This is a genomic window from Streptacidiphilus sp. ASG 303 (assembly GCF_020991365.1).
In the GTDB taxonomy this organism is placed as follows: Bacteria; Actinomycetota; Actinomycetes; order Streptomycetales; family Streptomycetaceae; genus Peterkaempfera.
In genome coordinates this window covers 192,808-214,906 of record NZ_JAJLRA010000001.1, presented here as the reverse complement: position 1 = coordinate 214,906, position 22,099 = coordinate 192,808, and the positions used below count along the sequence as shown (strand labels likewise).

Genomic DNA, 22,099 nt, shown 5'->3' with positions numbered 1-22,099 from the left:
TGAACAGGACAGGTGCACGCACGGTGGATCTCCAGGGCACGGGTGGGGTGGGGGCGGGATGCGGTGGTGGGGGCTCGGCATCCGTGGGGGTCACTGTCGTGTTGCACCGGCATGGCGTCAATACCTGTTGCCTGAAAACGCTCTCAGGATCGTTCCGGCATCAAGAAGTCGAGAGAGTGCGCGGCCGCCGGGACGCCCCTCCCCGCCCCCGCGGCCGACCGGAGGGGCCGCGATTCCGGGTGGTTTGCGCGACTGTGGGGCGTCGACCAGCGGCGTCCGTCGCAACCAATCTGTTACGTGCTCATTTCATTGACGCAACGTCAGGGTGATCGTAGCCTCTCGTTCCTGAGAGCGCTCTCAACCCTTGTTCCGCACCCCTGGGGCGAGGTGCCCTCCGGGTCAGGCCCCCGTCCCAGGCCGGCCGGACCGGCGACCTGTGCCCCCGTGCAGTGCCGTTCCGTACTCCGAACCCGCCGTGCCGCCGCACCCGTGCACGGCGACGACTCCTCACGCGGAGACCACGATGAGACCCCACCCCGACCGCCCCCCGGCGCGCCGCGCCACGCACCCCGCCGGACCCGTCCGCGCCGTCGCGGCCCGCCCCGTCCGCTCCGGCACCACCCCGCCCCGCCGGGGCGCACGGCGCCGGACGGCCGCCGCCGGAGCGGTGCTCTCCCTGCTCCTGGGCCTGCTGTCCCTGCTCACCACGCACCCGGCCTACGCCGCCACCGTCGGCGCGGGCAGCTACGCCACCACGGCCCCCGGCCCCCTGCCGTCCGGCTGCGGCCAGATCACGGGCAACCCCCGCCAGTGGGCCACCGCCAACGCGCCGGCCGGAGCCGTGCCCACCAACGACTGGTGGTCCTCCATCCTGTGGAAGCGCACCAACTGCGCCTACGGCGAGCCGCTCTTCGCCCACCCGCTCGGCTTCCGCGCCGGCGTCTCCGGCCTCGGCTTCTCGTACACCACCACCCCCGCCATCAGCGGCAGCTCCACGGGCGTGGGGGAGTACCACTTCCCCTACGCCGAGGACTTCACCGCCGGCGTCGCGGGGCTGAACGCGCCCGAGGTCAAGGTCGACGACTGGACCGACTGGACCGTCAGCCCGCTGCTCACCGACGGCACGCACACCCTGCGCGCCACCATCGGTGAGGGCCTGCCCTTCGCCTACTTCCGCGCCACGGGCGGCAACGCGCAGATCACCGCCGCCTCCGGGTCGAGCCTGACGGTCTGGTCCAACACCGGCTCCTGGGTGGGCTACACCGTCAACGGCCACGACTACGCCGCCTACGCCCCGACCGGCGCCACCTGGACGGCCTCCGGCGCCGCCCTCTCCTCGTCCCTGGCCGGCAAGGACTACTTCTCCGTCGCCGTCCTGCCCACCACCTCCTCCACCAGCGCGAGCGACCGCGCCGCCCTGGCGGCGTCCTACGCCAGGTACGCCCACAACCACGTCACGGGCACCAAGGTCTCGTACCGCTACGACGAGGCGACCAGCAAGGTGACGACCACCTACGCCTACACCACCGCCGCCCGCGAGGGCAGCGCCACCGGCACGGTCGTCTCCCTGCTCCCGCACCAGTGGCGGTACCTGGCGGCGGGCACCCCGCTGCCGCAGACCTACGTCTCCGCCCGCGGCGCCCTCAAGATCCTCACCGGGGTCACGTCCTTCACCACGTCGATGGTCTACCACGGCGTGCTCCCGGAGGTGCCCGCCGTCGCGGACGCCTCCGGCGCCGACGCCACGACGCTCCAGAACCACCTGAACGCCGAGAAGGGCGACCCGGCCAAGCAGGTCAGCGACGACACCTACTGGACCGGCAAGGGCCTCGGCCGCGCCGCGCGGCTCGCCGAGATCGCCGACCAGACCGGCAACGCCGGCGTGCGCGACGCCGCCCTGGCGGTGGTCAAGTCCAAGCTCACCGACTGGTTCACGGCCTCCGCCGGCAAGACCGCCCACCTCTTCGCCTACGACAAGAACTGGGGCACCCTCATCGGCTACCCGGCCTCCTACGGGTCCGACCAGGAGCTCAACGACCACCACTTCCACTACGGCTACTTCGTCGCGGCGGCGGCCACCCTCGCCAAGTTCGACCCGGCCTGGGCCTCGGACTCCCAGTACGGCGGCATGGTCGACCTGCTCATCCGCGACGCCGACAACTACGACCGCACCGACACGCGGTTCCCGTACCTGCGCGACTTCGACATCTACGACGGCCACGACTGGGCGTCCGGCCACGGCTCCTTCGCCGCCGGCAACAACCAGGAGTCCTCGTCGGAGGGCATGAACTTCGACAACGCCCTCATCCAGTGGGGCGAGGCCACCGGCAACACCGCCGTCCGCGACGCGGGCATCTACATGTACACCACGCAGGCCGCGGCCATCCAGGACTACTGGTTCGACTCCGCGGACCAGAACTACCCGGCGAACTTCGGCCACCGCGAGGTGGGCATGGTCTGGGGCGACGGCGGGGCCTACTCCACCTGGTTCTCCAGCGCCCCCGAGCAGATCCAGGGCATCAACCTGCTGCCCGTCACCGGCGGCCACCTGTACCTCGGCTACGACCCGGCCTACGTGCTGGCCGACTACAACGACATGCTCACCCAGAGCGGCCACACCAAGCCGACGATCTGGGCGGACATCTGGTACGAGTTCCTCGCCCTCGGCGACGGCGACAAGGCGCTCACCGCCCTGCGCGCCGACGCCGGCTACACCCCCGAGGAGGGCGAGAGCCGCGCCCACACCTTCCACTGGGTCCGCAACCTGGCCGCGCTCGGCCACGTGGACACCACCGTCACCGGCGACCACCCGCTGAGCTCGGTCTTCGAGAAGGCCGGCAAGCGCACCTACGTGGCCGCCAACATCACCGCCGCGCCCCTGACGGTCCACTTCTCCGACGGCACCGTGCTCGACGTGCCCGCCGGGCGGACCAAGGCCTCCGGCGCCGTGAACTGGACCGGCGGCACCGCGTCCGGCGGTATCCCCCCCACCGGGTCCCCCTCGCCGTCCCCCAGCGACACGGCGACGGACACCGCCTCCCCGAGCCCCTCGGACACCGCGTCCCCCTCGCCGAGCGACACGGCGACGGACACCGCGTCCCCCAGCCCGAGCGAGACCATCCCCACGCCCCCGCCGGGCTCCGGCTCCCCGGTGATGTACCTGCAGACCGACGGCAGCGTGCAGGGCACCAAGGGCACGGCGGGCAGCGTCACGGTGGCCTCGGCCGGCGGCGCCACCCACGACGGCACGCCCTCGAACCCGGTGACCTACACCTCGACCGGGCTGACCATGCCGTACAACGGCGGGAAGACCACGTTCGACCTGGCGGTGGACGCCGGGACGGCGGTCGGCAACGCCCCGCAGGTGCGGGTCTCCTACGACTGCACCGGTGACGGCAGCTGGGACTGGAGCGAGACGTACCACTACTTCGCCACGGACCCGGTCGCGGGCTGGGAGCACTACACCCAGGCCGCCGGCCTCGCCTCGGCGAACGGCACGATGTGCGACCTGAGCAACGGCACGGTGCGGGTCGAGGTCTGGAACGCGCTGGGCAACGCCGCCACGACCCTGGGCACCGGCGACACCTCCGTGGTGAACCTGCCCTACACCGCGGGGACGGCCACCCCGACCTCCTCGCCCACGGCGACCGGGACCCCGACCGGCGGCACCTCCTCGCCGCTGCTGTACCCGCAGACCGACGGGAGCGTGCAGGGCCTCGCCGGCCCGGCGGGCAGCACGACGATCGCCTCCGCCGGGGGCGCCAACCACGACGGCACGCCGACCGGCGCGCAGACGTACACCTCGACCGGGCTGACCATGGCCTACAAGGGCGGGGCGACCGCCTTCGACCTGGCCGTGGACGCCGGGACGGCGGTCGGCAACGCCGTCCAGGTGAAGGTCTCCTACGACTGCACCGGTGACGGCAGCTGGGACCGGACGGAGACGTACCGCTACTTCGCCACGGACCCGGTCGCGGGCTGGGAGCACTACACCCAGGCCGCCGGCCTCGCCTCCTCCAGCGGCACGATGTGCGACCTGGCGAACGGCACGGTCAAGGTCGAGGTGTGGAACGCCCTGGGCAACGCGTCGACCACCCTCGGCACCGGCGACCGCTCGGTCGTCACCCTCCCCTACAACTGAGGCCCCGCACCCGGGACCCCCACACCTGAGGCCCCCGCGCGACGGCGGGGGCGGGAAGGCCGCGGCCCGCGCCGTCCCCCGGCCCGGCGCCCGGCCGGGGAGCACGGCGGTGAGCACGGCCGGGGAGGGCAGCCGGGGAGCGCGTCCGGGGAGCGCGGGAACGGCGTGGCGGGACCCTTCCGGACGCCTGCGAACCAGCGTGTGAGAGCGCTCTCGAAACCGCCTGCCGCAGGGTACGCTCATCCCGAAGCCCCGGCCGGACGCGTGGAGCACCAGGCGCCGCGGGGAGAGGACCGGCAAGGAGCAGCAGGTGACCGACGCGCCAGTACGCCAGGTGCAGCCCAAGCCGACCAGGCCGACCCTGGAGGAGGTCGCCGAGTTCGCGGGCGTCTCCCGGGCGACCGTCTCGCGAGTGGTCAACGGCGGTGCCGGGGTCCGGGCGGCGCTGCGCGACAAGGTCGAGCAGGCCGTCCGCGAGCTCGGCTACGTCCCCAACCAGGCCGCCCGCACCCTCGTGACGCGCCGCAACGGCGCCGTCGCCGTCGTGATAGCCGAACCCGAGAGCCGCGTCTTCTCCGACCCGTTCTTCGCCCAGCACCTGCGGGGGATCAGCAAGGAGCTGGCCGCCGCCGACTCCCAGCTCGTCCTGCTGCTCGTCGACGACAGCAGCGACTACGACCGGGTCGGGCGCTACCTGTCCGGCGGCCACGTGGACGGCCTCCTCCTCTTCTCGCTTCACGTGGACGACCCGCTCCCGGCGATGGCGCGCCGCGCGGGCCTGCCCACCGTCTTCGGCGGCCGGCCCGGCTGGGCGGGCGCGGAGGCCGACCGCTCGGTCCTGTACGTCGACACCGACAACCGCGGCGGCGCCCAGCTGGCCGTCCAGCGCCTCCTGGACCGCGGCTGCCGGCGGATCGCCACCATCACGGGCCCCCTCGACCAGACGTCCTCCACGGACCGCCTGGACGGCTACCGGGACCTGCTGCCGGGCGCCGACCCGGCACTCGTCGCCGAGGGCGACTTCACCCCCGAGGGCGGCCGCCGGGCCATGGCGGCGCTCCTGGAGCGGTGCCCCGACCTGGACGGCGTCTTCGCCGCCTCCGACGTGATGGCCGCCGCGGCCCTGCACGTGCTGCGGGCGGCCGGCCGCCGGGTGCCGGAGGACGTGGCGGTGGTCGGGTTCGACGACCTGGAGTCGGTCGCGGCCTGGACGGACCCGCCGCTGACCACCGTGCGGCAGGACGTCGAGGGCATGGGGCGCCTGATGGCGCGGCTGCTGCTGCCCCGGCTCCCCTCGGACCAGGGGGCGCCGCGGATCGCCGGCGCGCTCTCCTCGGTCGTCATGCAGACCGAGCTGGTGGTCCGCGACTCGGCCTGAGCGGCCCCCGCCGACGCACCCCGCCGACGCATCCCCCGCCTGCGCCCGCGCCGGCCCCTGCGGGCCCTCCCGGATCCGGAGGGGCCCGGGACGGTGTCCCGACGCGTTCGACGCGCCCGGCGCAGCCGTGGGAGGCCGCAGGCCGCTCCGGACCCGGTGCCGCGCCCGGTGCCGCAGCCGGTGGTGAGCAGAATTTGGGAGCGCTCTCATGGTTTCGTCGCGCCCACCCCGCCTCCGCATATCGCCTCAGCCGTCGGATTTGTGCCCGAAATGCAACCTATCCATGGTTTCTGAGGGGTCGTCGCTCTCGAACCGATCGCAATCCCGCGCAACGTCTTGACGCGCGGGGGAGGGCCGGGCAATCTCCTCCTCGTCAGGTTTTGAGAGCGCTCTCAACTCTCTGGGCCACCCCCCTCACGACCCCTCGTCCGCATGAACACGAAGGAGGCCTCCATGGCCACCGCCGGAGCCGCACGCACCAGAGCGGTCACGCTCGGATCCGCCGTCCTCGTCCTCGCCCTCGCGGCCGGCTGCAGCTCCTCGACCTCCACCAAGTCCGCAGGCGGCGACACCGCCAAGGACGGCAAGGTCACCCTCAACGTCGACCTGTTCGGCACCTTCGGCTTCAAGGAGGCCGGCCTCTACGCCGAGTACCAGAAGCTGCACCCGAACATCGAGATCAAGCAGACCGACACCCAGGACGAGGCCCAGTACTGGCAGGCCCTCCAGACCAAGCTGGCCGGCGGCGGCGGCCTCGCCGACGTCCAGGGCATCGAGGTCGGCCGGATCGCGAGCGTCGTCCAGAAGCAGGCCGACAAGTTCACCGACCTCAAGAGCCTCGGCCTCGGCCCCGCGAGCGACGAGCTGGTCCCGTGGAAGGGCTCCGCCGCCACCACCCCCGACGGGAAGCTGCTGGGCCTGGGCACCGACATCGGCCCCGAGGCGATGTGCTTCCGCGCCGACCTGTTCAAGCAGGCCGGCCTGCCCACCGACCGCGACCAGCTCGCGCAGAAGTGGTCCACCTGGGACGGCTACCTCGCGCTCGGCAAGCAGTACGCCGCCAAGGCCAAGGCCGGCAACACCTGGACCGACAGCGCCGCGAGCGTCTTCGCCGCCGAGGTCGGGCAGCAGCGGGTCCGGTACTTCGACGAGCAGGGCAAGCCCGTCTACGAGACCAGCCCGGCCGTGAAGGCCGCCTGGAACACCTCCGTCTCCCTCGTCAAGGACGGCCTCAGCGCCGAGCTGCCCGAGTGGACCCCCGAGTGGAACAAGGCGTTCTCCACCGGCAAGTTCGCCACCCTCAGCTGCCCGGCCTGGATGGGCGGCTACATCAAGGGCCAGGCGGGCGACGCGGGCAAGGGCAAGTGGGACGTCGCCCCCGGCCCCGGCAAGACCGGCAACTGGGGCGGCTCCTACCTGGCGATCCCGCGGACCTCCAAGCACGCCAAGGAGGCCGCGGACCTCATCAAGTGGCTGACCGCCGAGGAGCAGCAGGTCACCCTCTTCAAGAAGCTCGGCTCCTTCCCGTCCAACAAGGCCGCCCAGGCCGCCATCAAGGACGTCAAGGACCCGTACTTCAGCGACGCGCCGATCGGCCAGATCTTCAGTGAGGCCGCCGCCGCGATGCCGGCCCAGGTCCTCGGCGCGGACGACCAGGTGGTCACCAAGGCGTTCACCGACGCCCTCGGCGAGGTCGAGCGCACCAAGACCGCCCCGGACGCCGCGTGGAAGCACGCCATGGACAACGTCCGCAACGCCACCGGCGGCTGACCAGGCAGCAGGTCGCCGGTCCGGCCGGCACCGCCTCGACGACCGGCGCCGCCCGCCCTCCTGACAGGGGCGGGCGGCGCCACCCGAGCGAAGGACCCCCATGGCTCTCTCCACCTCCGCCCCGAACCGGGGCCCCGACCCGGCCCCGCCGCCCTCCCCGGCGCCGGCCCCCGCCCGCCCCCGGCCCGCCGCCGGCCTGCGGGCCCCCCTCTTCCGCTGGGACCAGAAGGCCGCACCGTACGCGTTCGTCGCCCCCTTCTTCGCCTTCTTCGCCGCGTTCGGGCTCTTCCCCCTCCTCTACACCGCCTACGTCTCGCTGCACCGCGTCGAGCTGCAGACCTCCGACCGGATGGAGTGGCTCGGCCTGCGCAACTACACGCGGCTGATCGAGGACCCGTTCTTCTGGAACGCCCTGCGCAACACCTTCACCATCGGCGTGCTCTCCACCGTCCCGCAGCTGCTGATGGCCCTCGGCCTCGCCCACCTGCTCAACTACCGCCTGCGCGGCCGCACCTTCTTCCGCGTCGCCATGCTGATGCCGTACGCGACCTCGGTGGCCGCCGCCACGCTCGTCTTCGCCCAGCTCTTCGGCCGCGACTACGGCCTGATCAACTGGCTGCTCGGCACGGTCGGGATCTCCCCGGTCGACTGGCAGGCGAACACCGTCGCGTCCCAGATCGGCGTCTCCACCGTCGTCACCTGGCGCTGGACCGGCTACAACGCGCTGATCTACCTGGCGGGCATGCAGTCCATCCCCGGCGAGCTCTACGAGTCCGCCGCCATGGACGGCGCCTCCCGCTGGCAGCAGTTCCTGCACGTCACCGTGCCGGGCCTGCGCCCCACCATCCTCTTCACGGTGGTGGTCTCCACCATCGGCGCCACCCAGCTCTTCGGCGAGCCGCTGCTCTACGAGGGCAGTGCCGCCGGCGGCGTCTCCCATCAGTACCAGACCCTCGGCCTCTACATGTACGAGCAGGGCTGGGGCTTCTTCCACCTCGGCCGCGCCGCCGCGATCGCCTGGGTGATGTTCCTGCTGATCGTGGTCCTGGTCGCCGTCAACGCCGCGATCGCGCGGCGGCGCAGCCGGACGGAGGGGTGATGGGTACCGACACCGCACAGCCGCAGACCCGGGGGAGCGGCACCGCCCTCGCCCCCCGGCCCGCCCCCGCCGTGACGGCGCCGCCGAAGTCCCGCCGCCGGGGGGCGGCCGGCCGGCGCATGGACGGCGGCCCCCTCGCCTACGCCGTGCTCGGCGTCGCCACGCTGATGTTCGTCTTCCCGTTCTACTGGACGGTGGTGGCGGCCAGCCGCAGCAACGCCGAGCTCAGCGCCGTCCCGCCCGCCCTCACCCCCGGCGGCAACCTCTTCCACAACATCGGCGAGGCGCTGCAGCAGGCCGCCATCGGCAAGGCGCTGCTCAACTCGCTGATCGTCTCCACCACCGTCACCACCGGCACGGTGCTCTGCTCCACCCTGGCGGGCTTCGCCTTCGCCAAGCTGCGGTTCCGCGGGCGCGGCGCGCTGCTGGCCCTCACCGTCGGCACGATGATGATCCCCCCGCAGCTGGGCGTGATCCCGCTCTTCATGATCATCGCCAGGCTCGACATGCAGGGCAAGCTGCCCGCCGTCATCCTGCCCACGCTCGTCTCCGCCTTCGGCGTCTTCTTCATGCGGCAGTTCCTCTCCCAGGCGCTGCCCGACGAGCTGATCGAGGCCGGCCGCGTGGACGGCGCGTCCCACGCGCGGATCTTCCGCTCCATCGTGCTCCCGGTGGCCCGGCCCGGCATGGCCGTCCTCGGCATGCTCACCTTCATGGCCACCTGGAACGACTTCTTCTGGCCCATCGTCGCCCTCAACTCGCAGAACCCCACCGTGCAGGTCGCCCTCAAGTCGCTCGGCCAGGGCTACGTCCCCGACCAGTCGGTCGTGCTCGCCGGCACCCTCCTCGGCACCCTGCCCGTCCTGGTGGTCTTCGGCCTGCTGGGCCGTCAGATCGTCGGCGGCATCATGCAGGGCGCCGTCAAGGGCTGACGCCGTCAAGGGCCGGCGCCGTCAAGGGCCGGCACCGCCGGCGCCCGGCACCGCAGCCGTCCGACACCGCCAGGGCCCGACGCCGCCCAGGGCCGACCCCTCCCCACCTCCCAGGAAGTCCCATGACCCTCGACACCCTCCCGTCCCCCGCCCCGTCGGCACCCGTCTTCCCGCCCGGCTTCCTCTGGGGCACCGCCACCGCCGCCTACCAGATCGAGGGCGCCGCCGCCGAGGGCGGCCGCACCCCCTCCATCTGGGACACCTTCAGCCGCACCCCCGGAAAGGTCCGCAACGGCGACACCGGCGACATCGCCGCCGACCACTACCACCGCTTCCGCGACGACGTCGCCCTCATGGCCGACCTCGGCCTCTCCGCGTACCGCTTCTCCCTCGCCTGGCCGCGCGTCGTCCCCGGCGGCAGCGGCCCGGTCAACCCGGAGGGCCTCGCCTTCTACGACCGCCTGGTGGACGCCCTCCTGGAGAAGGACATCACCCCCGTCGCCACCCTCTATCACTGGGACCTCCCCCAGGAGCTGGAGGACGCGGGGGGCTGGACCGAGCGCGCCACCGCCGAGCGCTTCGCCGAGTACGCGGCCGCCGCCGCCCGCCGCCTCGGCGACCGCGTCGGCATGTGGACCACCCTCAACGAGCCCTGGTGCTCGGCCTTCCTCGGTTACGGCAACGGCGTCCACGCCCCCGGCCGCACCGACCACGGCGACGCCCTGCGCGCCCACCACCACCTGATGCTCGCCCACGGCCTCGGCACCGCCGCGCTCCGCGCCGAACTGCCCGCCGCCGCCCAGGTCTCCCTCGTCCTCAACCTCGCCGCCGTGCGCGCCGCGGGCACCACCCCGGCCGACCTCGACGCCGCCCGCCGCATCGACGGCCTCGCCAACCGGATCTTCCTCGACCCGGTCTTCCACGGCCGGTACCCCGAGGACGTCCTGGCCGACACCGCCCACCTGCTCGACTGGGACGCCCTCGTCCGCGACGGCGACCTCGCCGAGATCAGCCGCCCGCTCGACGCGCTCGGCATCAACTACTACACGCCGACCCTCGTCGCCGCGGCGGAGGACGGCGACGCGGTCCGGCGGACCGGGCCGCGCGGGGACAACCACGCCGGCGAGCTCACCCCCTGGCCCGCCTCCGAGGGCGTCCGCTTCCTCCCCGCCCCCGGCACCCGCACCGCCATGGACTGGCCGGTCGACGCCGACGGCCTGTACGAGATCCTGACCCGCCTGCGCGACGAGCTGCCCGGCACGCCGCTCGTCGTCACCGAGAACGGCGCCGCCTACGACGACTACACCGACCCCTCGGGGGAGGTCCACGACCCGGAGCGCGTCGCCTACCTCCACGCCCACCTGGCCGCGGTGGCGCGGGCGGCGGCCGACGGCGCCGACGTCCGCGGGTACTTCCTCTGGTCGCTGCTGGACAACTTCGAGTGGGCGTACGGCTACGGCAAGCGCTTCGGCATCGTCCACGTCGACTTCGCCAGCCAGCGCCGCACCCCCAAGGACAGCGCCCGCTGGTACGCGGAGGTCATCCGCTCGGGCGTCCTGCCGGAGGACTGAGCCGCCCTCCGCCCCGCGCGCCGGCGCGGCCGCACCGCCCGCGGCCGCGCCGGCGCCCGCCGACCGGCCGCCGCACCTCCGGAGACGCGTCCCGGCCCGGAGGCGCGGCGCCGTCCACGCCGGTCGCACCGCTCACCGCTCACCGCACGCCCCGACGCACCCCACCCTGCCGAGGAGGACACGCATGACCGTGAGACGGACACCCCCCAGGGCACCCGCCCGCAGACCCCTCCGGGAGACGCTGCGCCGGGCCCTGGCCCCGACCGCCGCCGCGGCGCTCCTGGCCGGCGGCCTCGCCCTCGCCGCCCCGGCGCCCGCCGCCCGCGCGGCGGTGCCCGACACGATCCCGCTGACGCTGACCAACCACTCCGGCCTCGACCAGCCGGTCTACCTCTACGACCTGGGCACCGAGCTCTCGACCGGGCGGCAGGGCTGGGCCGACGCCGACGGCGTCTTCCACCCGTGGCCGGGCGGCACCATCCCGCCCTCGCCGGCCCCCGACGCCTCCATCCCCGGCCCGGCCGACGGCGCGTCGGCCACCATCCGCATCCCGAAGTTCTCCGGCCGGATCTACTTCTCCTACGGCCGCAAGCTCGACTTCCGGCTCACCACCGGCGGACTGGTGCAGCCCGCGGTGCAGAACCCCACCGACCCCAACCGGGACATCCTCTTCAACTGGTCCGAGTACACGCTCAACGACGGCGGGCTCTGGATCAACAGCACGCAGGTCGACATGTTCTCCGCCCCCTACGCGGTCGGGGTGCGGCGCGCCGACGGCACCACCGCCACCACCGGCCACCTCGTGCCCGGCGGCTACCAGGGCTTCTTCGACGCGCTCAGGGCGCAGCCCGGCTGGGGCGGCACGATCCAGACCCGCGCCGACGGGACGGTCCTGCGGGCCCTCGCGCCCGGCCACGCCATCGAGGCCGGCACCCTGGCGCCCACCGTGCTGGACGACTACATCGACCGGGTCTGGAGCAGGTACTCCACCGCCACGCTGACGGTGACCCCTTTCGCTGACCGGCCCGACCTGGTCTACCGCGGGAGGGTCTCCGGCGACCACATGGACTTCACCGACGGCTCCGGCGCGGTCGTCACCTCGTTCCAGAAGCCCGACTCCGACAGCGTCCTCGGCTGCTACAAGCGGCTCGACGCCCCCAACGACCTGGTGCGCGGGCCCATCGCGCGCACGCTCTGCGCCGGCTTCAACCGGACCACGCTCCTGACGAACCCCGACCAGCCGGACACCTCGGCGGCGGGCTTCTACGCCGACCCGGTGACCAACGTCTACGCGCGCGAGGTCCACGCACGGATGGCGGACGGCAGGGCCTACGCCTTCGCCTTCGACGACGTGGGCGCCCACGAGTCACTGGTGCACGACGGCGACCCGCAGGCGGCGTCCATGACCCTCGACCCGCTCGCGGACGGCCCCGCACCCACGCCCACCGACAGCGCGTCGCCGACCTCCACCTCGTCGCCGACCCCGACCGCTTCCCCCACCCCGACCTCGTCGCCGACCCCGACGGCGTCGCCCACCCCGACCTCCTCCCCGACGGCCACCTCCTCGCCGACCCCGACCCCGACCGCCACCTCCCCGACCCCCGTCCCGGTCACCGGCGGCACCCTCTACCTGCGCTCCGGCGGGCAGCTGGCCGCCACCGAGGCCGCCTCCGCGTCGGCCGACACCGTCCCGTCCGCCGACGGCGCCAACCACGACGGCACCCCGTACCACCCGCTCGTGTACGAGGTGCGCAACGTCCGGGGCACCTTCAGACCGGGATCCGCGACCGAATCCCGCCTCGGGGTCGACGCGGGCACGACCGTGGCCCTCGCCCCGCAGGCCAGGGTGTCGTACGACCTGACGGGCGACGGCACCTTCGACCGGGTCGAGACCTACCGCTACTTCGCCACCGACCCCGTCCCCGGCTGGGAGGAGTACACCGGCTCCCGCAGCGGCCTCCTCTCCGCCTCGGGGACCCTCGGGAACCTCGACGGGGGCACGGTCCGGGTGGAGGTCTGGAACGCGATCGGCAGCGGGCCCTCCACCCTCCGGGTGGACGCCGGCTCCGTCCTCACCGTCCCCTTCGGCTGAGCCCGCGGCCCGGCGCCCGCACCGCGGCCCGGCGGCGCGCCGCCCGCCGGGCCGTCCCCGCGGACACCGCCGGCAGCCCGTGCGCCGGACCTGCCCCCGCCGCCCCCATGACCGGGGGCGGCGGGGGCAGGAGAGGGCGTACGGGGACGGTGTCCGGACGGCGAGGAGGACGGATGCGCGCGGCGGCCCGGCTCGACCGCTTCCAGCGGCGGCACGCCTGGGCGGCCGTGCCGCTCGCGGTGGTGTACAAGTTCGCCGACGACCAGGGCACCTACCTCGCCGCCCTCATCGCCTACTACGGGCTGCTGTCGCTGTTCCCGCTGCTGCTCCTGCTGGTGAGCGTCCTGGGCTTCGTGCTCCGTGACGACCCCGCCCTCCAGGAGCGGGTGCTGCACTCCGCGCTCAGCCAGTTCCCCGTGATCGGGGACCAGCTCGGCAGCAACATCCACTCCCTGCACGGCAGCGTCCCGGCGCTGGTCATCGGCCTGGCGGGCAGCCTCTACGGCAGCCTCGGCGTCGCCCAGGCGGTGCAGAACGCCCTCAACCGGATCTGGGCGGTCCCCCGGTACGCCCGGCCCAACCCGCTCACCTCCCGGCTGCGCAGCCTCCTGCTGCTGCTCATCCTCGGCGCGGGCCTGGTGCTGACCACCCTCCTGGCCTCCTTCACCACCAGCGCCCACGCCTACGGCGCCGCGGCGGGGACGGGCCTGCGCGTGCTCGCGACCGCCTGCTCCGTCGCCCTCAACACCCTGCTGGTGCTGCTGGTCCTCAAGTCCCTCACGGCCCGGTACGTCCCGCTGCGCCGGCTGAAGCGGGAGGCGGTGGCCGCCGCACTCGCCTGGCAGGCCCTGCAGACCGTCGGCACCTACTACGTCGGCCACGTCCTCCAGGGCACGAGCGCCACCTACGGCCTCTTCGGCATCGTGCTCGGCCTGATCGCCTGGCTGTACCTGGCCGCCCTGGTCTTCGTGCTGTGCGCGGAGGCGGGCGTGGTGCGCATCCGGCACCTGTGGCCCCGCAACCTCCTCACGCCCTTCACCGACCGTGTCCACCTGACCTGGGGGGACCGGCGGGCGTACGCGTCCTACGCGGCCACCGAGACGCACAAGGGCTTCGAGGACGTCGAGGTGGACTTCCGCCAGCGCCCGCCCGAGGGCGGCCCGCACGACCGGCCCCACCCGCACGACCGGTCCGTGCCGCCCGACGAGCCCGGCGGCCCCGGGAGCCCCGACGCGCCCGACGCCCCCGGGAGCGCCGGCTCCTCCGGCCGCCCCGGCCGCCGCGATCCGCAGGACCCGCCGGGGTCGGCCGCCTGACCCGCGCCCCGCGCACGGCGGGCCCGCCGACCGCCGGGTCGGGCGCGTCGTCCGCACCCGCGGGGCCGCCGCCTCCCGCCCCGGCCCCCGACGCGCCCGGGGCCGGCGCCTGGCCCGGGGCCCGGGCCGGGGTCACTCCCGGCCCGGCCCCCGACGCGCCCGGGGCCGGCGCCTGGCCCGGGGCCCGGGCCGGGGTCACTCCCGGCCCGCGGCCCGCAGCAGCAGGAGGGCGGTGTCGTCCGTGCGCCGCCCGCCCGGGAGGGCGTGGTCGAGCAGGTCGTCGGCCAGCGCCTCCAGGTCCCGGCCGCACACCGTGTCCAGGTGCAGGGCGAGGTCCGCCGTCGCCCGGTCGAGGTCGGTGCCCGGCTCCTCGACCAGGCCGTCGGTGTACAGCGCCAGCAGGCTGCCGGGCGGCATCGGCACCTCGGTGAGGGGGTAGTCCGCGCCGGGGTCGATGCCCAGCAGCAGCCCGGGCGGGACGTCGATCGGGCCGGCCGGCCCGCCCGCACCGCACAGCAGCGGCGGCGGGTGGCCCGCGTTCGCCAGGCAGGCGCGGTGGCGGGCGAGGTCGATCCGGGCGTAGAGGCAGCTGGTGAACAGGCCCTGGTCGAGGTCGGTCAGCAGCCGGTTGGTGCGGGCGAGGACCTCGTCCGGCGGCGCGCCGGCCATCGCGTACGCGTGGACCGCGGTGCGGACCTGGCCCATGAGGGCGGCGGCGGCCACGTTGTGCCCCTGGACGTCGCCGATGACGGCGGCCGCGGTCGTGGCGTCGAGCCGGATCAGGTCGTAGAAGTCGCCGCCGATGTCCATGCCGCGGGTGGCGGGCAGGTAGCGCGCCGCCACCTCCAGTCCGGGCAGGGAGGGCAGGGCGCGGGGCAGCAGCCCCCGCTGCAGGCCGCAGGCGAGCCGGTTCTTGGCGTCGTACAGGCGGGCTCGCTCCAGGGCCTGTCCGAGGAGGCCGGCGAGGGAGGCGAGCACGGCGCGCTCGTCGACGCCGAAGGGCCGGGGGCGGTCGTAGGCGAGGACGCAGCAGCCGACCGGGCGGCCGGAGGCGACCAGCGGCAGGAACGCCCACGCCTGCCTGTCGCTGCCCCGGCGCACCGCGGGGTGGACGCGCTCCAGCTCCTCGGGCGAGGCGAAGAAGACGGGCGTCCCGCTGCGCAGGGAGCGCACCGCCGGGTCGGAGGTGTCCCGCAGGGACAGCCCGCCGAGGTGGTCGGCCGTCCCGGCCGGGTAGCCGCGCCTTCCCACGGTCCGCAGCCGGTCCCCCTCGACGGTGGCCATGGTCAGCGACTGCGCGCCGAAGGCGGGCATGATCTGGTCGGCGACCAGGTCCACCACGTCCTCGACCCCGGTGGCCTCTGTCAGTGCGGCCGCCAGGTGCATGAGCCGGTACAGCCGGCCCGCCCCGGCGTGCCCGCCGCCGGGTGCGGGCTCGGGGACGGGCTCCGCGGGCCGGGGGCCGGTACCGGCGGAGGTGACGCGCACGCTGATGCCGCCGGCGTCGGGGTACAGCCGGAAGCGCAGCCAGCGGTCCGGGGGCCGGCAGGCCGTGAAGGAGGCGGGCCGGCGGCTGATGACCGCGGAGCGGTAGCGGTCCTCGTACAGCGGGTCGTCCAGCCAGGGCAGCGCCCGCCAGGGCAGCTCCCCCAGCAGGTCCTCGGCGGGACGGCCGAGCAGGCGGGCGGCGCCGAGGGTGACGAAGGTGATCCGGCCCTCGAGGTCCAGGGCGCAGGAGCCCCCGGGCAGGCGTTCGGCGAACGCGGCCGCCGTCTCCCGCGGCTGCCGCACGCCCCGTCCGGCCGCCGCCGGCAGCACGCGCGGCTCGGCGGGGGGCTCCAGGGGGGCGTCCGCCGCGGCCCGCTCGTCCAGCAGCGCCGCCAGCCGCGCGCAGGTGCGGCCGACGGCCGAGCGCTCGCGGTCGCTCTCCGCCGCCGGACGCTCGCCGGGCCACACGAGGAGCACCGCCCCCCACCGCCGCGCGCCGGTGACGGGGGCGGCGGCCAGCGAGAACGCGTACGGCAGGACGAGGGCGGTGCGCGGGTAGCAGCGGACCAGGTCCTCCTGGCCGCCCACCCACACCAGGCGCTGGTCGCGGACCGCCTCGGCCACGGGCAGCGGCGCGGTCGTCCCGATCCTCGTCCAGGGGGCGATGAACTCCGGCGGCAGGCCGCACAGCACCGCCAGCACCAGCACCCGCCGGTCGGCCGAGAGCAGGTAGAGCCAGGCGGCGGCGGCGCCCGTCTCGCGGAGCGCCCCGAGCAGCGCCGCGTCCAGCGGCCAGGACTCCTCGCCGTCCGGGCCGGCCGCCCCGGTCACCGCCCCCACCCCCGGCCCGCCGTGGCCCGTGCGCGTGGGCACCCGGGCACGGGGGAGCCCCGTACCCGCGCGCGCCGTGCATCGCCCATACCCGGACGTTACGCCCGCGCCGGTGCCGCGGCACGCCGGAGGCGCCCCGGCGCCCCGGCGCCCGCCGGGGACCGCGGGCGGCCGGTCACCCCGGGTCCGGCGGGCCGTCCGCGGGCAGGGTGAAGACGACGCGGGTGCCCGGGGCGTGGGCGGTGTCGACGCCGATGGTGCCGCCGTGGAACTCGACGACCTTCCGGCACAGCGCGAGGCCGATGCCGGTGCCGGGATACGCGTCCCTGGTGTGCAGGCGCTGGAAGATGACGAAGACCTTCTCGGCGTACTCGGGCTCGATCCCGATGCCGTTGTCGGTGACCGAGAAGCGCCACATCCCGCCGTCCCGCTCCACGCCGACGCGGATGCGCGGCGGCCGCTCCGGGCTGCGGAACTTGACGGCGTTCGACAGCAGGTTCTGCCAGAGCATGCCCAGCTGGGTCGCGTCCCCGGTGACCACGGGCAGCGCCTCCGCCCCGACCTCGGCGCCCGACTCCTCCAGGGCCACGCCCAGGTCGTCGAGCGCCGCCGCGAGGACGGCGCCGAGGTCGACGGCGGCGCGCTCCTGGTGGACGCGGCCCACCCGGGAGAAGGCCAGCAGCTCGCTGATCAGGGTCTGCATGCGGTTGGCGCCGTCGACGGCGAAGCCGATGTACTGGTCCGCGCGCTCGTCCAGCCGCCCGCCGTAGCGGCGCTGCAGGAGCTGGCAGAAGCTGGCGACCTTCCGCAGCGGCTCCTGCAGGTCGTGGGAGGCCACGTAGGCGAACTGCTCCAGTTCGGTGTTGGACCTCCGCAGCTCGGCGGCCTGCGCGTCCAGGGCGCGCCCCGCCTCCTCGGCGGAGGAGAGCTCGTCGGCCAGGCGGCGCCGCATCGCCTCCACGTCCGCCGCGAGCAGCCGCAGGTCGGCGGGGCCGGTGGGGGTGATGGGCCGGTCGAAGCGGCCCTCCGCCACCTGCCGGGCGTCCGCCGACACGCGCTCCAGCGGGCCGGTGACCCCCCGGCGCAGCCCCTCGAACGCCAGGACCGCCAGCAGGAGGACGACCGCCGCTATCGCGGAGAAGGTCCAGTCGCGCACGGCCAGGGCGTGGTCCAGGTCCGCCCTCGCCCGGGCCTGCTCGTCCCGGAGGTGCCGCTGCAGGTCGGCGGAGGCCCGGCGCACGGCGTCGAACGCGGCCCGGCCGGCCTCCGCGCGCTCGGAGGCCAGGGCCACCGGCGCGCCGGCGGGGGCGGAGGCGACCGGCCGGGCGAACCCCTCCTGCCACCGCCCGGCCCGGGACAGCACCGCGTCCAGGTCCGCGCGGGCCCGGGCGTCCCCGCCCGCCAGGGAGCGCAGGCGCGCGGCGGCCGCCTCCTCCTCGGCCAGGCCCCGGGTGTACGGCTGGAGGAACTCCCGCCGCCCGGACAGCCCGTAGCCCCGGATGCCGGTCTCCTGGTCGACCAGCGCCGTCTCCAGGCGCACCGAGGCGACCAGCGCGGGGGACCCGGTGTCCGCCAGCTGCCCGATGGCCGTGGTCATGCGCGCCAGCGTCCACGCGCCGAGCGTCCCGAGCAGGGCCAGCACCGCCAGCGCCGCGGCCACGCCGGCCCGCAGCCACTGCCGGGTGGTCCACGCGGGCAGGCGGCCCGCGCCGCCGCCGGGCGCCGCCTCCTCCGCACCGGACCGCGCCCCCGCGGTCTCGACCGCCACCCGCCACCTCCCGCGCCGCCGTCCCGCCGCCGACGGGCCTGGGCCTGCGCACGGACGACGCACCCCCGCCGTCCTCGCCGGGGCAGGGACACAGTACAGGCAGCCGACAACACCTGTTGTCGGGCCGGGGGCGGTCTGTCTACTCTGTCCCCATGCCCGGCACCCCCTTCCCCCTGCGCCTCACCGAGGAGGAGATCGCCGCCCTCCTGGAGGGCGCGCTCGACGACCTGCTCCAGCGTCTGGCCCGCCGGGCCTTCCACCCGGTCGGTGTGCCGGGCGGCGGGGACGGGCAGGTGTGCACCGGCGACACCGGACCGGCCGAGGCCCTGGCCCGCCTCCACCTGCTGGTCCACCTCCAGCGGGCGGCCGACCGCCTCGTCGACCGGGCGGCCCGCGAGGCCGCCGAGGCCGGCGCCGGCTACCCCCAGCTCGGACAGGCCTGCGACATCAGCCGGCAGGGGGCCCGGCGCCGCTGGCCCGGCCTCGTCGCCGCACCGCCCCACCGCCCCGCCCCACGCACCTCCCGGAGCCCACGATGACGGCCGCCCTCACCTCCTTCCGCGACGTCCTGCCCTACGACGTCCTGCTCGTCGAGGACGACCCCGCCGACGCGCTGCTCATCGAGGACGCCCTCCTGGACCGGGGGGCGGCCCGCAGCCTCGCCCAGGTCCAGGACGGCGTCGAGGCGCTCGAATACCTGCGCGACCCGGCCAGGCCCCGGCCCGACCTCATCGTGCTGGACCTCAACATGCCCCGCATGAACGGCCGCGAGTTCCTGTCGGTGCTGAAGGACGACGACGGCCTGCGGGCCATCCCGGTGGTCGTGCTCACCACCTCCGCCGCGCCCGACGACGTCTCCGGCGCCTACCGGGAGCGCGCCAACGCCTACGTCACCAAGCCGGTCAACCTCGACGACTTCACCCGCGCGGTCCGCAGCATCGACGCCTTCTACCTCGACGTCGCCGCCAAGCTCCCCCGGGACTGACGCCGCGGGACCGCGCACGCGGCACGCGGCACGCCGCAGGCGGGGCCCGCGCCGTGCGCGGGCCCCGCCTGCGGACACCCCCGGACCGGCCCGTCAGACCGCGTCGGTGAGGGCCTCGTACTCCGCGTCCGTCAGCTCGATGCCGGCCGCCGCGATGTTCTCCTCCACGTGCGCCACGGAGGAGGTGCCCGGGATCGGCAGCACCGCGGGGGAGCGGCGCAGCAGCCACGCCAGGGCGAGCTGGGCCGGGGTCGCGCCGTGCTCCCGGGCCGCCGCGTCGAGCGGGCCGCCGGGCCGGGCCAGCTCGCCGGTGGCGATGGGGAACCACGGGATGAAGGCCAGGCCCTCACGCTCGGCGTACTCCAGCACGTCCTCGGACTTGCGCTCGACGAGGTTGTACAGGTTCTGCACGGAGGCGATCTCCGTGACCGTGCGGGCCTCCTCGATCTGGGCCACCGTCACCTCGGACAGGCCGATGTGGCGGATCTTGCCGGCCTCCCGCAGCTCGGCCAGGGCGCCGAGCTGGTCGGCGAGCGGGACCTGCGGGTCGATGCGGTGGAGCTGGTAGAGGTCGATGCGCTCCAGGCCCAGGTGGCGCAGGCTCAGCTCGACCTGCTGGCGCAGGTACTCGGGCCGGCCCACCGGCTCCCAGACGCCCGGACCGGAGCGGGTGAAGCCGCCCTTGGTGGCGATCACCAGACCGTCCGCGTACGGGTGGAGGGCCTCGCGGATGATCTGCTCGCTGACGAACGGGCCGTAGGAGTCGGCGGTGTCGATGAAGTCCACGCCGAGCTCCACGGCGCGGCGCAGCACCCGGACGGCCTCGGCGCGGTCGCGGGGCTCGCCCCACACGCCCTGGCCGGTGAGCTGCATGGCGCCGTAGCCGAGACGGGTGACCGGCAGGTCGCCACCGATCCGGAAGGAGCCGCTCGCGGCGGCCGGACGCGCGGTGCCGGTCGTGTCGTTGCTCACGTGCCGTGTCCTCTCGTGACGTCGTTGTCCTCCCTCGGCCAACCCGCCCTGCCGGAGATCCATTCCCGGGGCGCGGAGGCCCTGCCGGACCCGGCCGGCGCCGGCGCCGCCCCCGCGTGCGCCCCGGTCCGCGCCGGGCGCGACGCGTCCCGGCAGGGTGCCCGTCCCCGCCGCACCGTGATGCGCCCCGGCCGTGGCGGAACCCGGACCGGGGTCCGCCACGGCCGGGGCGCGGCGTGGGCCGGTCAGCCGCGGCGGGTGGTCCGGCGGTAGCCGAAGGGGCCGGGCAGGTCGGCGGAGGTCGTCGTGCGCCCGGTGGTCGACCAGGTGCGGTGGGCGCCGTTGCGGCCCAGGGTCAGCGAGAGCGACTTGCGGTTCACGTTGAGCCGTACGCCGGGCAGGATCGTGAAGGACTTGCGGAAGGTCAGGGGCATCGCGCTCTCCTCGGTCCGGTGACGGTTCGTCATATCGCCGGAACGGTCCGGCCCGCCGCACCTACCCTGCGGCGGCGGGCGCATGTGCGCGGCCGTGCGCTTCCCGCGGGGGCGGCGGACGTGCGGAGGCCGCGCCCCGGCGGCTCCGCGGGGGTGCTCCCGGGGCGGACCCGCCCGCCCGGCCGGACCCGCCGGACCCGCCCGCCCGGCGGCGGGCGTGCCGCGGACCCGTCTCGGCCGGCGCCCCGGACACCCGGCCCGGGACGGGAGGCGCGATATGCCGTTGAACCCCGAAACGTCCGCGTCCTAACGTCTGCCGCATGACAGAACCCCCGCACACCGGCGGCCGCAGGGCGTGGCCCGCCCTGGCGGCGGCCGCCGTGACCGTCGTCCTCTGGGCCTCGGCCTTCGTCTCCATCCGCAGCGCGGGCGCGGCCTACTCGCCGGGCGCCCTGGCGCTGGGGCGGCTCCTCACCGGGTCCCTGGTGCTGGGGGCGTTCGCCCTGGTGCGCCGCACGGGGCTGCCCGACCGCCGCGCCTGGCCCGGGATCCTCTGCTCGGGGGTGCTGTGGTTCGGCGCCTACATGGTCGTCCTCAACTGGGGCGAACGGGAGGTCGACGCGGGCACGGCGGCCATGGTCGTCAACATCGGGCCGATCCTCATCGCGCTGCTCGGCGCCCGGTTCCTCGGCGAGGGGCTGCCGCGCCGGCTGCTGGCCGGGATGGCGGTCTCCTTCACCGGCGCGGTGGTCGTGGGCGCCTCGATGTCGGGCGGGGGGCGCTCCTCCGTGCTCGGCGTGCTGCTCTGCCTGCTCGCCGCGGCGGCGTACGCAGGCGGGGTCGTCGCGCAGAAGCCGGCGCTCCGGTACGCGGGGGCGCTGCAGGTGACCGTCCTCGGCTGCCTCGTGGGGACCGCGGCCTGCCTGCCCTTCGCGGGCGTCCTCGTGTCGGAGGCGGCCCGCGCGCCGCTGTCCGCGACGCTGAACATGGTCTATCTGGGGGTCTTCCCGACCGCCCTGGCCTTCACCACCTGGGCGTTCGCCCTGGCCCGCACCACTGCGGGCCGGATGGGCGCCACCACCTACGCGGTGCCGGCCCTGGTGGTGCTGATGTCGTGGCTGCTGCTCGGTGAGGTGCCGGGTCCGCTGACGCTGGCCGGCGGCGTGCTCTGCCTGGCGGGTGTGGCGGTGTCCCGCCGCGGGTCCCGCGGGGGGCGGCCGTCGGGCGCGGCCGGGGAGGGGTCCGGTGCGGCGCGGGTTCCCGCCCGCTGAGCCGCGGGCGTGCCGCCGCCCTGGTCCGGGCGTCCGCCCTGCGGCGTCCCG

Annotated in this window: 14 protein-coding genes and 1 pseudogene; 11 read left to right on the top strand and 4 right to left on the bottom strand. The window is 75.3% G+C overall.

Annotation, left to right across the window (positions count from 1 at the left end; genetic code table 11):
- Nucleotides 1-523: 523 nt before the first annotated feature.
- From LO771_RS31200 to LO771_RS00940, 8 genes and pseudogenes are all read left to right on the top strand, one after another.
- Complete coding sequence (locus LO771_RS31200; RefSeq protein WP_308188801.1) at nucleotides 524-4,141, top strand: glycosyl hydrolase; 3,618 nt, start codon at nucleotides 524-526, stop codon at nucleotides 4,139-4,141.
- A 334-nt stretch (nucleotides 4,142-4,475) separates the two neighbouring features.
- Nucleotides 4,476-5,519, top strand: a complete 1,044-nt coding sequence (locus LO771_RS00970; protein WP_374228043.1) for a LacI family DNA-binding transcriptional regulator — start codon at nucleotides 4,476-4,478, stop codon at nucleotides 5,517-5,519.
- 453 nt (nucleotides 5,520-5,972) lie between these two features.
- The gene (locus LO771_RS00965) at nucleotides 5,973-7,289 is read left to right on the top strand and encodes an ABC transporter substrate-binding protein (RefSeq protein ID WP_230647921.1); all 1,317 of its coding nucleotides are present in this window, start codon (nucleotides 5,973-5,975) and stop codon (nucleotides 7,287-7,289) included.
- A gap of 100 nt (nucleotides 7,290-7,389) precedes the next feature.
- Nucleotides 7,390-8,388, top strand: a complete 999-nt coding sequence (locus LO771_RS00960) for a carbohydrate ABC transporter permease (protein WP_230647324.1) — start codon at nucleotides 7,390-7,392, stop codon at nucleotides 8,386-8,388.
- Nucleotides 8,388-9,320, top strand: a complete 933-nt coding sequence (locus tag LO771_RS00955) for a carbohydrate ABC transporter permease (protein ID WP_374228021.1) — start codon at nucleotides 8,388-8,390, stop codon at nucleotides 9,318-9,320. The genes LO771_RS00960 and LO771_RS00955 overlap by 1 nt, the downstream gene beginning before the upstream one ends.
- A 122-nt stretch (nucleotides 9,321-9,442) precedes the next feature.
- Nucleotides 9,443-10,891 carry a glycoside hydrolase family 1 protein gene (locus LO771_RS00950; RefSeq protein WP_230647322.1) on the top strand — a complete coding sequence of 483 codons (1,449 nt, stop codon included), beginning with the start codon at nucleotides 9,443-9,445 and terminating at the stop codon, nucleotides 10,889-10,891.
- A 184-nt stretch (nucleotides 10,892-11,075) separates the two neighbouring features.
- Nucleotides 11,076-12,311 (top strand): annotated as a pseudogene (locus tag LO771_RS00945) (glycoside hydrolase family 64 protein); the annotation flags it as partial.
- A gap of 845 nt (nucleotides 12,312-13,156) precedes the next feature.
- Entirely contained in the window at nucleotides 13,157-14,299 is a 1,143-nt protein-coding gene (locus LO771_RS00940) for a YhjD/YihY/BrkB family envelope integrity protein (protein WP_304944744.1), read from the top strand.
- A 195-nt stretch (nucleotides 14,300-14,494) separates the two neighbouring features.
- Here LO771_RS00940 and LO771_RS00935 read toward each other — a convergent pair whose 3' ends face one another.
- Nucleotides 14,495-16,660 carry a SpoIIE family protein phosphatase gene (locus LO771_RS00935; RefSeq protein ID WP_230647320.1) on the bottom strand — a complete coding sequence of 722 codons (2,166 nt, stop codon included), beginning with the start codon at nucleotides 16,658-16,660 and terminating at the stop codon, nucleotides 14,495-14,497.
- A gap of 133 nt (nucleotides 16,661-16,793) precedes the next feature.
- Nucleotides 16,794-18,386, bottom strand: coding sequence for an ATP-binding protein (locus LO771_RS00930; protein ID WP_374228020.1), 1,593 nt, complete (start codon nucleotides 18,384-18,386; stop codon nucleotides 16,794-16,796).
- 152 nt (nucleotides 18,387-18,538) lie between these two features.
- Between LO771_RS00930 and LO771_RS00925 the strand changes: the two genes are divergently transcribed.
- Nucleotides 18,539-18,925 carry a hypothetical protein gene (locus tag LO771_RS00925; protein ID WP_230647318.1) on the top strand — a complete coding sequence of 129 codons (387 nt, stop codon included), beginning with the start codon at nucleotides 18,539-18,541 and terminating at the stop codon, nucleotides 18,923-18,925.
- Entirely contained in the window at nucleotides 18,922-19,371 is a 450-nt protein-coding gene (locus tag LO771_RS00920; RefSeq protein ID WP_230647316.1) for a response regulator, read from the top strand. The genes LO771_RS00925 and LO771_RS00920 overlap by 4 nt, the downstream gene beginning before the upstream one ends.
- 93 nt (nucleotides 19,372-19,464) lie before the next feature.
- Here the strand turns inward: LO771_RS00920 and LO771_RS00915 are convergent, their stop codons facing one another.
- Both LO771_RS00915 and LO771_RS00910 read right to left on the bottom strand, forming a co-directional pair.
- Entirely contained in the window at nucleotides 19,465-20,343 is an 879-nt protein-coding gene (locus tag LO771_RS00915) for an aldo/keto reductase (protein ID WP_230647314.1), read from the bottom strand.
- Between the two features lie 245 nt (nucleotides 20,344-20,588).
- Nucleotides 20,589-20,777 carry a DUF4236 domain-containing protein gene (locus LO771_RS00910; RefSeq protein WP_230647312.1) on the bottom strand — a complete coding sequence of 63 codons (189 nt, stop codon included), beginning with the start codon at nucleotides 20,775-20,777 and terminating at the stop codon, nucleotides 20,589-20,591.
- A 320-nt stretch (nucleotides 20,778-21,097) separates the two neighbouring features.
- Here LO771_RS00910 and LO771_RS00905 point away from each other — a divergent pair, with 320 nt between their 5' ends.
- Nucleotides 21,098-22,048 (top strand): DMT family transporter, encoded by a 951-nt coding sequence (locus LO771_RS00905; protein ID WP_230647310.1) that lies wholly within the window; start codon nucleotides 21,098-21,100, stop codon nucleotides 22,046-22,048.
- Nucleotides 22,049-22,099: the final 51 nt, after the last annotated feature.

Coding starts and splice junctions, on each gene's coding strand:
- LO771_RS31200 (WP_308188801.1), top strand. CDS start 524: ATGAGACCCCACCCCGACCGCCCCCCGGCGCGCCGCGCCACGCACCCC.
- LO771_RS00965 (WP_230647921.1), top strand. CDS start 5,973: ATGGCCACCGCCGGAGCCGCACGCACCAGAGCGGTCACGCTCGGATCC.
- LO771_RS00960 (WP_230647324.1), top strand. CDS start 7,390: ATGGCTCTCTCCACCTCCGCCCCGAACCGGGGCCCCGACCCGGCCCCG.
- LO771_RS00955 (WP_374228021.1), top strand. CDS start 8,388: ATGGGTACCGACACCGCACAGCCGCAGACCCGGGGGAGCGGCACCGCC.
- LO771_RS00950 (WP_230647322.1), top strand. CDS start 9,443: ATGACCCTCGACACCCTCCCGTCCCCCGCCCCGTCGGCACCCGTCTTC.
- LO771_RS00940 (WP_304944744.1), top strand. CDS start 13,157: ATGCGCGCGGCGGCCCGGCTCGACCGCTTCCAGCGGCGGCACGCCTGG.
- LO771_RS00925 (WP_230647318.1), top strand. CDS start 18,539: ATGCCCGGCACCCCCTTCCCCCTGCGCCTCACCGAGGAGGAGATCGCC.
- LO771_RS00920 (WP_230647316.1), top strand. CDS start 18,922: ATGACGGCCGCCCTCACCTCCTTCCGCGACGTCCTGCCCTACGACGTC.
- LO771_RS00910 (WP_230647312.1), bottom strand. CDS start 20,777: ATGCCCCTGACCTTCCGCAAGTCCTTCACGATCCTGCCCGGCGTACGG.
- LO771_RS00905 (WP_230647310.1), top strand. CDS start 21,098: ATGACAGAACCCCCGCACACCGGCGGCCGCAGGGCGTGGCCCGCCCTG.